The organism is Niastella soli, from assembly GCF_017742245.1.
GTDB classification, from domain to species: Bacteria; Bacteroidota; Bacteroidia; order Chitinophagales; family Chitinophagaceae; genus Niastella; species Niastella soli.
Genome location: NZ_JAGHKO010000005.1, coordinates 380,584 through 393,179, shown reverse-complemented (window position 1 = coordinate 393,179; position 12,596 = coordinate 380,584). Strand labels below are relative to the sequence as shown.

General features: G+C 46.8%; 10 protein-coding genes. 2 read left to right on the top strand and 8 right to left on the bottom strand.

Annotated elements, in window-relative coordinates:
* Positions 1-133: 133 nt before the first annotated feature.
* From J7I42_RS22075 to J7I42_RS22040, 8 genes are all read right to left on the bottom strand, one after another.
* Positions 134-1,375 carry a FecR family protein gene (locus tag J7I42_RS22075; protein WP_209141048.1) on the bottom strand — a complete coding sequence of 414 codons (1,242 nt, stop codon included), beginning with the start codon at positions 1,373-1,375 and terminating at the stop codon, positions 134-136.
* 89 nt (positions 1,376-1,464) lie between these two features.
* Positions 1,465-2,055 carry an RNA polymerase sigma-70 factor gene (locus J7I42_RS22070; protein ID WP_209141047.1) on the bottom strand — a complete coding sequence of 197 codons (591 nt, stop codon included), beginning with the start codon at positions 2,053-2,055 and terminating at the stop codon, positions 1,465-1,467.
* Between the two features lie 90 nt (positions 2,056-2,145).
* The gene (locus tag J7I42_RS22065; protein ID WP_209141046.1) at positions 2,146-2,361 is read right to left on the bottom strand and encodes a hypothetical protein; all 216 of its coding nucleotides are present in this window, start codon (positions 2,359-2,361) and stop codon (positions 2,146-2,148) included.
* 8 nt (positions 2,362-2,369) lie between these two features.
* Positions 2,370-2,795 (bottom strand): VOC family protein, encoded by a 426-nt coding sequence (locus J7I42_RS22060; RefSeq protein WP_209141045.1) that lies wholly within the window; start codon positions 2,793-2,795, stop codon positions 2,370-2,372.
* 617 nt (positions 2,796-3,412) lie between these two features.
* The gene (locus J7I42_RS22055; RefSeq protein WP_209141044.1) at positions 3,413-4,918 is read right to left on the bottom strand and encodes a hypothetical protein; all 1,506 of its coding nucleotides are present in this window, start codon (positions 4,916-4,918) and stop codon (positions 3,413-3,415) included.
* Complete coding sequence (locus tag J7I42_RS22050; protein WP_209141043.1) at positions 4,905-5,468, bottom strand: DUF4974 domain-containing protein; 564 nt, start codon at positions 5,466-5,468, stop codon at positions 4,905-4,907. Before J7I42_RS22050 ends, J7I42_RS22055 begins: the two co-directional genes overlap by 14 nt.
* The gene (locus tag J7I42_RS22045) at positions 5,461-6,003 is read right to left on the bottom strand and encodes an RNA polymerase sigma factor (protein ID WP_209141042.1); all 543 of its coding nucleotides are present in this window, start codon (positions 6,001-6,003) and stop codon (positions 5,461-5,463) included. The genes J7I42_RS22050 and J7I42_RS22045 overlap by 8 nt, the downstream gene beginning before the upstream one ends.
* A 237-nt stretch (positions 6,004-6,240) precedes the next feature.
* On the bottom strand, positions 6,241-7,056 hold the full coding sequence (locus J7I42_RS22040; protein WP_209141041.1) for a hypothetical protein: 816 nt from the start codon (positions 7,054-7,056) through the stop codon (positions 6,241-6,243).
* A gap of 236 nt (positions 7,057-7,292) precedes the next feature.
* On the opposite strand from J7I42_RS22040, the gene J7I42_RS22035 reads away from it, so the two are divergent.
* The gene (locus J7I42_RS22035; protein WP_209141040.1) at positions 7,293-8,747 is read left to right on the top strand and encodes a hypothetical protein; all 1,455 of its coding nucleotides are present in this window, start codon (positions 7,293-7,295) and stop codon (positions 8,745-8,747) included.
* 187 nt (positions 8,748-8,934) lie between these two features.
* Positions 8,935-12,366, top strand: coding sequence for a SusC/RagA family TonB-linked outer membrane protein (locus J7I42_RS22030; protein ID WP_209141039.1), 3,432 nt, complete (start codon positions 8,935-8,937; stop codon positions 12,364-12,366).
* Positions 12,367-12,596: the final 230 nt, after the last annotated feature.

Sequence of the window (12,596 nt, the reverse complement as noted above, 5' to 3'; positions counted from 1 at the left end):
TGGCTATGTTCAGTATGATCAATACAATCCCGTTTGGCAACGTAGGGTCTTCTACGGGCCATTATGGCATCGTACATAATGATAAGATGGTTTGGTAAATGCGGATAAGGGGTGGTCCTGGTCTGGTTTATCTTCAGGGAAGAACGATAAGCTTCCTGCCTTCTACTCTAAAATGTATATCTGATCTTTCTAACATAGCCAATAGGTCGCCTAAGGGAACGTCTCTCGTCATTTTTCCTTCAAACTCAACGCCCGGAATGCCTTTCTCATAAATTACTTCTATATCGTACCAGCGCTCCAACTGCCGCATGATCTCGCCCAGCGAAGCGCCTTCAAAATTAAACTGTCCGTTCTTCCATGACATTACTTTGTCCAGGTCAGGTGAGTGGTCAATGGTGAATGGTGAGTTTACCGCACCAATGGCCTGTTCACCAGGTTTCAATACAACTGGCTTGTCCGCCGAAGCCTTGGCGTAGGCGGATCGCACTTTCACACTCCCTTCCAACAACGTGGTATGAATCGCTTTCTCGTTCTCATAGGCATTGATATTAAAGTGAGTACCTAATACTGTTACTTCTTCATTATCATTCACATTCACTACGAATGGCAAACGCGCATGGTGTGCTACTTCAAAATAGGCTTCGCCGGTTACAGTTACCTTACGTTCTGTGCCGGTAAACACCGTGGGATAGCGTAAGGAGCTGGCGGCGTTCAACCATACTTTGGTGCCATCGGGCAAAGTAACCTGAAACTGGCGCCCTTTGGGCGTGCTCATGGTATTGTACGCTACTTCACCAGTAGAAGCGTCGCTGGCTTTATAAGCCAGCGCCCCACCCTTCAGCACTACCTGGGCGCCATTTTGAGTGGCAACCACACCGTTGCCCAGGCTGTCTAATACCACGCGCGAACCATCGGCCAGTATAAGTACTGCGCCGTTTTTCCCGGGTGCTATATCAGCAGCCTGTACAACATTGGAAGGTGGCAGCGTTTTTGTCGTTTTTGTTGTAAGGAGGTAAACGCCAAGGCTCAACGCAAGGATAATGGATGCAGCTGCCCAACCCCATTTGCGTAAAAAATGTACGCGATGGACTGGCCGGGCATACTCAGGAATTTCAACAACAGCGGCGCCCGTTTCATTAACGGTAACCCCAGTGATCTGCTGAGCCCCTCCTTTCAACCGTTTTTTCCAAAAAGCAATATCTTCTGCATTATCGGGTTCAAACGTTCCTAACTGTTCTTCAATAAATGAAACAACCGTTTCATCATAGTGGTTGGTGCGCAACAGCGTAAGCAACCGGTCAACCTCACTGGAGGTTGCCTGTCCGCTCGAATACCTTTCTAATAAATAAATGATATGTTGATTATCTGTCGCCATATGAAAAAATGATTGTCCCTACAACCATCCGAAGATAATGACGACTGGCTGGCAAGGAAGTACCAAATGATTTAATAATTATTTAAGAATTATTTTAAAAAGCAGATAAGCGCCACAGCACCAGCAATATCGCCATGCTGTAACAAATAGTGGCGGATATCCTTTAGCGCCAGGTTTAGCAAATTGCGGACGGTGTGACGGCTCAATTCCAGCTCGCGGGCAATTTCATCGTAACTCATTCCCTGCTCATGGCGCATTTTAAAAACTAACGCTCGTTGCGCTGGCAACTGTTGAATGGCCAGGCGGTATAGTTTTTCACCTCTTTGATAATCCAGCAGGTCCTGGGTGGTATTGGCGTGTTGTAAATGGCGCACCAGGTGTTGTTGCAGTTTTACTTCATGTTCCTGGTGTTTCAGGTGGTCTTTTGCGCGGTTGGCGATCATCCGGTAAACAAAGGCAGCCGGGGTTTCCACCGTGGTAAGCGTTTCACGAATGGACCATAGTTTTAAAAATGTGTCGTGCACAATTTCTTCCGCCCATAGTTCTGAACCCAAAAAACGCGATACATAGAGGGCGAGCTTAACCGCATAGGCGTCGTAGAACTCGGCAAATGCCTGCGCATCGCCCCGGGCTATGCGTTTAAAGATCTCTCTATCATTATGTAAGGCGCTACTATCCAACTATATCTATATGACTGTTTGTTCCGATACAAGAACAAAAATATCAAAAAATGACTCACTTTCCACCAGGCTGTACTACCTGGCTTTCTTTTATTCATTCCTCCAGGCCGGTTCATTTTTACTTTCATAATCGCTGAATGCCTTTTCAAGCCCGGTGAGCACTTCGGCGGAGGTTTCAAAAAGCGCTTTGGCTGCGGGGTCATTGACTTTGATAACATCATCCCGTAAATGATCTATCAGTATCCTGAACTCATTTTTAATATTGGCGGTATGCGCTAACGGGTCATTTGTATTCAGGCTTTCCATAAAAATTACTATTTATATTTATAAGAGGTTTCCTGCCGGGGAGCGGGCTGAAATAATTCAATGAGGTTACCGGAAGGATCTTCCAGCAATACCTGCTTGCCGCCAACACCGGTCACTATCTGGTTGCGGAATCTGGCGCCTTTTTCTTTTAATTTTTCATACACTGAATCCAGATTCTTCACCTGTATTTGAAAACGGTTCCAGCCACCAGGTGCTGGAATAGTTCCATCAGGCATGGCCTGCCCTGCCCCACCCGCCCCGGGTTGATTAATAAACAATTGCAGATCGCCCATTGTTAAACTGGCAAATGCATCTTTTACATGCATTTGCACTTCAAAACCAAGCATACCTGTATAAAAAGCAACAGCTGCCTCCATGTCATTAACAATATAGCGGATGGCAACTACCTGTTTTTCAGATGATGGTGTATTCATTCCTTTAAATTTTTCACGCTGTATTAATCCCTGAAAACCGTATGCCAGCATGGAGTTCGGTCAGTAGAAAGCCGTACTTATGCCTATGCACATCGTAGCGTATTTCTAATCAGATTCTAGTCAGATTCTCTCCAGATATACTAAAACAGGCCATTTCCCTATTCAAACCCGCACTGAACCCGCACTAAACTGGCACTGAACCCCCACTTTCAGTGCGGGTTGGGTGCATGATAAAGGCTGTCTGCCCGGCATTTTCTTCAGCTCTGCGATAGGTCTGCCCTGTATATTGTTAGGGTCACGTTCGGCTTTTCCCAATGAAAACCCGGTGTTTCCCCAGGGAAGACCAAAAGAGATCCCGAACAACGATGTGTTTAAACCCAGCAAGATTCTGGCACAAGACAGGAGACAATAACAAGCAATTCAAACAGTTGCGTTGTACACTGGCGTTATGTTGCTTTGTATACCAGCAACATCACATTTGCTATAACGTTAGATAAAATATTTTGCAGACTGAAGTGAGAATATAGCCGAACTCGTCAGCTTCGTAGAGGCATGCGGTTACTATATCGGTTTAGATGCTATTTGTTTTAATCAGGCGTGGAACGATATTCACTACCCTACTCTTCTTCGGTCCTTTTTAGACGCCACCGCACAAATAACTGAACATTCAAGGGCCGCTTTTGTTCCTTGCTGTTACTGGTGAACGCGCTGGTAAACGGTACCACCACCGCGGCGCCCAGGTCGAACGGGCCTAATTTATAAGCCACTTCAAATTTGGCCATTATCAACGAGGAGTTCAAATATCTTTTGGTCAGGGAGTCGCCCTTTACCGTGAATAAGGTGTCGGGAATGGGCGTTTTATTCTTTGCCGTATCTACCGCCAGTTTTGATTGCTTAAGTGCCAGGGTTTGCCCCAGCGTTTGATACCCGATGCCGGCGCCTATGACAAAGCTTTCATTAATGTGGAGATTGTATTGCAGACCGGCATAAATACCGCCCGACTTTATAAAGCTGGTAGTATGGCGCGTCCAAACATTGACCGACGTTACAGAATCAACTGCCACTCGTTTTACAGTGCTATCTACCTTAATTACATTGTTGTTATAGGACGTCCATTCAGCGGGTTTTACCAGTAGTAGGATCTCATGGTGCTCATTGTGCCGGCTCAACCAGATGCCTGGGATCAACAGGTTATAGGGCTGACTGCGGTTATTGGGCCCGGTGAAATAATAATCAAACCCATTGATGGGGACAGCCGCTTTCCAATGCAACCCATATTGCCAGTGCCAGGTGCGAAATACATTCCTGTTATCCTCCTCTTCTTTTTCCCTGCGCGCTGGTTGAGCAACGGTACGGCCATCTTTTTTGCTGACATCCGCACGGATCACCGTTGTTTTGGCCTGCATGGTGTCTTTTAACCAGGGGCGGCCCGTACTATCTTTATATACCGGTGCAGCAGGTTTTCCAGTTTGTATTTGTCCGCTGGTACTTGTAACTACATCAATATAATCTTTATCGGGGTTACTGCCGGCCATGGTGGTTAACAATAAATTGGCGGCGGTGGTATCTTTTGACCGGTGCGTGATATTCGTCGTATCGGGATTTACAGCTGGGGTACTAACGACAACAGCGCGGCTCAAGGTATCCGGGGTTGTATGTGTTGCTATTTTTGTAGTGTCCCTGCCTGGTGGTGAAACGGGCTTTAGTCCCTTCTTTATAGGTGTATGATGACTGAGGTTATTTTTTTTACGGGGAGTAGCTTTGGCGGTAGTTGGTCTTTTTTTGGGCGGGTTATCCTGAAAAATAACATACCCATTGTACCTGGTGTAATACAGAGAAGTGTTTTTCCGAATTTCCTGTAACAACAGCCCAATTGAATACGTACCCTTTTTCAGGTTGATCATTTTATCGCCCTTTACCTTCGAAGAGTTAAAGGAAAAACGGATGCTGCTGTGGCTGTGCACAAATTTGGTAAGCGAGTCGAGTGTGATGGGTTTATCAAAATAAAATTGTGGCTGCTGGTTACCGGAAGCAACGGGTTTTTGCTGTGCCAAACAGTTTCCGGGGGCCGTAAACAGGAATAAAATAAACAACCCTGAAATGCATTTTTTAATTACATCCATTTCCTGATATTGTGACTTGCTTTTTATCCTCATCAATTATATACTCAAATGCAAGGGTATAGGCCATTACATCGAGCATTTCTTTTAATGAATTATTATCGAACCGGGTAGTGATATTACAATTACCAATATTGCCTTTCAACATGATCTGTATCCCAAACTCTTTTTCCATGTAAGCAGCCACTTGTTTAAAAGGAGTATTACTAAATTCAAAAGAGATGCGTTTTTCTTTTGCAGCCGGCATAAGCGTGTCAGGTACCGGGGCACTATTGTGTACCGTATCGGTTGCGGGAAGGCTGTCCCTTTTAACAGTTTCCTTATTTATTACAACATACGCGATCAGGGAAACGGTGGCTGCTATTGCAGTTCCAATCATAATTTTACCCCATCCCTTCCTCAACCAATTTTTGAAACCGGATGCGGCAACTGTTGCAGCGGGTGTTTGCACCAGCAATTGTTGCATACTTTCCCAGGCCTCCTGTACCGGTACGTCCGGCTCAGGATACCCCTTATCGTTTGCCACATTAATATGTACCTTTTTTTTATCCAATGTTTCTGTTTCTAGCGGAATGCTGTTCAAAAATTATTTTCAGCCTGGTCCTGCATTCATTCAAATGCCACTTCACGGTGCCTTCTTTCATCTCGATCAGATTAACGATTTCTTTTATTGAGAACCCTTCCAGGTAATACAGGCTGCATACGTACCTGGTATTGGCCGGTAACAGATCAAGATAATAATAAATATCTTTCCACTCCAACTGTTTGAAGGGGTTATTAATAACGGCATCGCCGTTATTTTCATTCAACTCAAAAGTGAGTTTTGTTTTTTTATCCCTGATCAGCGTGAGGGCCGCATGGCGAACGGTAGTATAGGCCCAGTTGAACAGCTCGCCTTTGGCCGGGTCGTATTGATGAATGTTCCTGAACACCTTTAACATGCCATTATTTACAGCGGTAAGAATATCGTGGTTGTCGGAAAAAAAGCATTTACACAATGCAAACATGGCCGGGTAAAATTGTCTGTACAATTTTTCCTGACTTTGGGGGTCATTTTTTTTGCAGCCATCTAAAATGTTCTTATCCAAATGATCCAGGGTTTAAACACAGAATAAGAGAAGACCTGTAAGGTCCATCACAGCGTCTCGCCAAATCAGCCTGATGAATTGGACCCCGCGTGGCGGGGCAGGCTCTGACAGGTCAATCGCTTCTTTACCTCCTGACCTGTCAGGTGCAAGCCAACCCACTACTAAGGCAAGTTCAAATGATGCACCTCACAGGTCAGCCTATACGCTCTGTGCAAATTTACCATTTACAACGCCTAATTAAAGCGTTAATGGTGAAATTGTTACTTTACTTACATCTGGCCAGGTAAAGCTATACTGATTACCGGTCTTTGTAAAGGAACCTGTGTAAGTAACATTATTTACAACAACGCTGAACCCATGACTTCCATCCTGTATGGGATATAATACCCGTGACGATTGTGCGGGAACCGGTCCGCTGTTACAGCCTCCCGGCACAAAAACCCCCAGATAGGTAAAGGTGTAGTTACTACCCGTAGATAACCCCGTGAGTAAGGTATTGTAAGTGCAGCGGTACGTATTCTGGGTAGTGGCTTTGATCACCAGTCCTGACACATTGCCGGTATCGATTTTCACAACGGAAATATTGATATGGTCATTCACCAGGGAAAATGTTGAATCATGCGCACCACAAGTGTTACAGGTAGTATCCGGGCGGGTGGTATCCTTTGGAATAGTAGGAATAGTATCTGTAGGGAAACCACAAACAGAATCCCGGCGGGTACTATCGCAATAACTGCTATCCGATACGCTCACCATGATCCTTTGTACATCATTACCCATGCTGGCTATTACCGAATAAGAGCCTGATCTTCTAAAATAAACGGTGGCACTATTGCCATCGCTGGTCAGGGAGACATTCTCAGCCGGGCTCACCGACCATTTTGCGGCAACATTGGAGGTATTTGTAACCGAGAACAATACCGGTTCGCCTTTTTTGATCCCTTCGGTTTTGTCGGCTTGTACGGCTGCCGAATTACTACTGTTATCTTTCTGACAGGACAGGTAACCTATTACCCCGGTGACAAATAAGATCGGGATTAATATTCGTTTCATGATACTTTAATTTATTGGTTTTTGGTTACAGAGGTGATCACTCCTGTAACACTATAAACTACAGTCCCTCCGTGAAAGGTTGGAACGGTTGCCAGTTTTTTTTAAATTGTTTGCCCGCTTTCGCCAAAGGTTCAGTGCTGGGGCATTAAGGGCGGAAAAAAATTGCCTTTCTAACAATCCTTTAACGCAACAGAATCCTGTTCCAGGTTGTCTTGTAAGTGCTTCAACCTTATATCATGAAAAAGAACCACATTATCCTCACCTGCAAAGTGGCACTTGCCACACTTATATTCAATTTTACCCTTATAAGCTGTCATAAGGATAAAGGTTCTAGCGGCGAAAAAGCCGTGGAGGTTGAAGAAACGGCCACCATCAACCCAGGTGCTCAGCCAACGATCACTATTCCGGCCAATGCGACGGTCCCGCCCACCAAAACAGGATTAAATTTTTCGTTCAACTGGGAAAATGCGCAGACCATGCCGGTTGTACCGGGTCAGCCCACCGTACCTGTTCCCTGGAGCGATCAGGTGGTGCGGAATTACGATCCTGGTTTGCGGTATGATTATAAAAAAAGTGATGGCTGGGAACTGGTGTACAACAGTTTTTCAGACACCCTCCGTTTTCCTAACCGGGTATTTATCTTATATAATAAATTCAGAGGTGTAGTAAGATATTATACTTACAATAGCACGCCCAGCAATCCTTCCGTAGACAATTACCGTTCGCTGATCAACGAGGTGGCCTTGCATGGACCTGTTTCTAACCTGCTCAATTATGCGGACCAGCTGATCGTTGACGTGAACATAAAATCATTTACCGCCTCCATGATCGAACCCTGGCCCATCACCGATAAAGCCTGGTATATTTCCCAGTTCGAAATGGCGTACGATAGTAACCTGATCAAACTTGAATGGCCCCTGACCTCATTCGACTGGACACTGGACTTTGCCCAGGTAATGGAACTGTCGCTCAACGATAAAAATCCCGGTAACAAAATGATCGCCCTGCAAAAACCTGGTAATAGCTTTATCACCAACCGGGGGGTAGCCATCGGCAGCAACATGCAGGCACATGTGAAATCGGTAAGCGGGCTCGATGAATTGTTGGGCACCTTCTCTGTTTCCACCATTAACAACCTGAAAAAAACCATCTTTGACAGTACCGCCGGCAATAAACTAAATGCCACCCTGGTACCACAATCGGGTTTGGCCGACAGTAAGCTGGATGTGCCCGCTTCGATCCGGATCAATAATAGCCTGGTTGGTTATGAAGGTACACACTCCATGGCCCCGCCAGGCGCCGATAATACCCGGGTACTGGGCCTCGCCCCTTTATTCAATGAACCAATGGGCATTTTTTACCTGAGCGCCCCGCCCGTTATACAGCATACAAAAGCGGATGGCCCTTTGCCTGAACAATACACATTAGATATAACCTCTCTTAAATATATAATAAATCCCTTCATTCAAAACTATGTGACCGTGCGCAACTTCCGCCAGGAGATCGTTGCTACAGCCACCTACGAAACTTCCAGCCTAACAGAGGCAAGACTGTACCAGGGCCAGCAGTTAAAGGCATCTGCACCACTAACTATACTGGGTGTGCGGGTTTCTTTTGATGTGGTGCCTAAAAATGGCAGTGCCCCCATCAAGATCATTAAAACTTTCAAAGCGGATCTCCGTAACAGTTAATTTATTAGCGGAACGGAATACTTTTCTTTTTTTTGCATATTTGCAAACAGATCCACTAACCGCAGGCACACAGCAGTCACAATAATTTCAGGGCAATTACCACTTCCGGGGGGTGAATACAACTATTCCCCTGGCCGAAGGCGTATTTCATTTGGCAAACCTTAAAAAAACCTAACACGCAAACAGTATGACCATTACTGCTTATGAGGGCACCCATTCCTGGTATGGGCGCCCCCCGCTCAAAGCATTGCTATGTCCGCCCATTATCTTTTTGTTACTGATCATAGCCGCACTACCCGCTATGGCCGGTGAGATCTCCCTCACAGGGGTCGTAAAAAACGCTGCCGGCGCTCCGCTTCCGGGCGTTTCCATCATGATAAAAGGTACCACCACCGGCACCTCCACCGACAATGAAGGCCGGTTTGAATTGAAAAACATACCCGAAAAAGCCACCCTGGTTTTTAGTATCGTAGGTTATACATCCCGGGAAGTAAAACTCCATGGCGCAACTACGGTATTAACCATCGTGCTGCAGGAAACAGACAGCCAGTTGCAGGAAGTAGTGGTAACGGGTTATCAGAATGTGGACAGAAAACTGTTTACCGGCGCTTCTGCCAAAGTGAACGCAAAGGATGCCGAACGCAATGGCATACCCGATGTAAGCCGTATGCTGGAAGGCCAGGTGGCTGGCGTATCGGTACAGAACGTATCGGGCACTTTTGGCGCGGCACCTAAAATACGTGTACGCGGTGCCACCTCGCTCTCCGGCGAAAACAAACCACTTTGGGTAGTAGATGGCATCATTCTGGAAGACATGGTGAACATTTCCAATGAAGCCCTTTCTACCGGCGATGCCAGCACCCTCATCGGCTCCTCCGTGGCTGGTATTAACCCCGACGATATAGAATCATTCACCATTCTGAAAGATGCAGCCGCCACCGCCATGTACGGGGCACGCGCTATGAATGGCGTTATTGTAGTGAACACGAAAAAGGGAAAGAATACCAATGGAATGCCCCAGATCAATTACAGCGGCAGCTTTACCTCTTACCTGAAGCCATCCTATAATCAGTTCGACATCATGAATTCTGCCGACCAGTTATCGGTTTTGCTGGAACTGGAGAACAAAGGTTATTATAACCACAGCTCTATCTCGCGCAGTAAAGATGGCGGTATCTTTTACAAAATGTACAACCAAATGTATGAGTACGATGCCACCAGCGACTCTTATACACTGAAGAACACATTAGCCGACAGGCTGAACTTCCTGGAACGCTACGCAAAGGCCAACACCGACTGGTTCGATGTACTTTTTAAAAATTCACTGTTACAGGAACACTCCCTCAGCATGACCACGGGTTCGCCCAACTCCCAAACATATATCTCCACTTCCCTGATGAAAGACAATGGCTGGACTGTTGGCGACAAGGTTAACCGGTACACCATGAAGTTTCGCAACAACTTTAGGGTAAACGACCGGCTCAGGGGCGATGTAATGATGAACGGTTCCGTACGCGACCAGCGCACTCCCGGAACCCTGAACAGACAGGCTGACCCTGTAAATGGCACCATCTTAAGAAGTTTCGATATTAACCCCTACTCGTATGCGCTGAATACCAGCCGGCTGATGACAGCCTACGATCCGGATGGCAACCGTGAATATTTTGTACGCAACTATGCCCCCTTCAACATGCTGAACGAGCTGGAGACAAATTATCTGCAACTGAGATCGCTCGATCTGCAGGTGCAACTGGGTCTCAAATACAAGATCATTCCGCAACTGGAATATTCTATCGACGGCTCCTACCGCTATGTAAACAATACGCGTCAGCACTACGTGAAAGAAGGCGCCAACATGGTGGGATCTTTCCGGGCCGATTACGATGCCACCATCGCGGACAATAACATCAACCTGTATACCGATCCCGACAATCCCAATGCGCTGCCGCAAGTGGTATTGCCCGAAGGCGGTTTCTTTAATACTACGCTCGATAACCTGCGTAACTTATACTTCCGCCAGAATATAGAATACAACAATACCTTCAACAATAAACACCTGGTGAACTTTTTTGGTTCCATGGAGTTGCGAAGCACTGACCGTCAGAACAGCGACTATCAGGGCATCGGCTATCAGTATGAGAACGGTGGACTGGTAAACCCCAACTATCGCTTCTTCAAAAAAATGATCGAAGGCGGTGATCCTTATTTTAGCATGTCAAATGGTAAAGACCGGTTTGCCGCTTTCATGGGTCGGGCCGCTTATTCCTTTAATGAAAAATACAGTGTGAACGTGACCGGCCGGTACGATGGCAGCAATAAAATGGGCAAATCCACCACCGCCCGCTGGCTGCCTACGTGGAACGTCTCGGGCGCCTGGCACCTTGACCAGGAAAAATTCTATACGGGCAAACTCACCAATATACTCAACCGCGCTACCCTGCGTGGTACCTATGGCATGACGGCCAGCATTGGCGATGCTCGTAACGCCGCTGCCGTATACTACAATAGCATTGCGATTCGTCCATACGACACTGAAAAAGAAACAGGCATTTACATCAATAGCCTGGAGAACTCCCAGCTCACCTGGGAAAAAATGTATGAGGGGAACATCGGCACCGATCTGTCCCTGTTCAACAAGATAGACCTCACCATGGATTGGTACCGCCGCAGGTCCTTTGATCTTATCGGGCCCATCAATACCTCGGGCATTGGGGGTCAGTATGTAAAAACAGCCAACTATGCCGACATGGCTGCCCAGGGTTTTGAATTCACCATTGGCGGCAACCCCGTCAAACTGCCCAACAATGGTTTTCGCTGGCGTACACAATTGAATGTAAGCTTTAATAAAAATGAGATCACCAACCTGCGGGTGAACCCCAGCGTTTGGTCAAACGCACAACCGGAAGGCGGCATGCGGTTAGGCCATGCGCAACGTGGTTTGTATTCCGTTCCATTTGCTGGTCTCGACCACAACTACGGGTACCCGTTGTTTATAGACCAGGATGGAAAAACCTCCGCCAGTTATATCCGGTTGCAGTCGGAGGATAAAGACTACCTGGTATACCACGGCCCCGTAGACCCTACGATCACAGGCGGGTTCTATAACAACTTTTCCTGGAAAGGATTGTCGCTCTCTGCCCTGGTCACTTTTGCGGCCGGTAATTATGTGCGGCCCCAACTGGGTTTTGCCGCTTCCTATTCCGACATGTATACACTCAGTAACCGGCTAAACGACAGGTGGCTGATGCCGGGCGATGAACAACGGACCAACATTCCTTCCTTATTGGGCGTGTACCATGTTTCCAATAGCGTAGTGAATAATGATGGTACGGTAATAAACGGACAGTACCCTTACAATGCCTATAATTATAGTACAGAAGCAGTAGCCAAAGGTGATTTCATCCGGTTGAAAAGAGTTTCGCTCGATTACGAATTGCCGGCCAAATGGCTGAAGGCCGTAAAAATGCGGAATGCGCATTTGTCGCTCGTAGGCAACAACATTGCCCTGCTGTACTCAGATAAGAAATTGTATGGTGCCGATCCCGAATTCATCAATAGCGGCGGGGTGGCGATGCCGATACCTAAGCAATATACGTTGGCAGTAAAGTTGGGCTTTTGAGGCAATGGGCCCTCCTACGCTAAAGCTTCGGCGGGCGAGGCAATGGGCGTCCTTCGCTACGCTCAGGACGCCTGGAATCGGCAAACGGCAAACGGCAGATGGCAGACGACAGAAGGCAGACGGCAGACGGCAGAAGGCAGACAGCAAACGTGAAATGGCAGAGGGTAGAGGGCCGAATTAATCCGACGGTGCTAGATAATTATTAATCTCAACAGTCGGGACCCACTCAC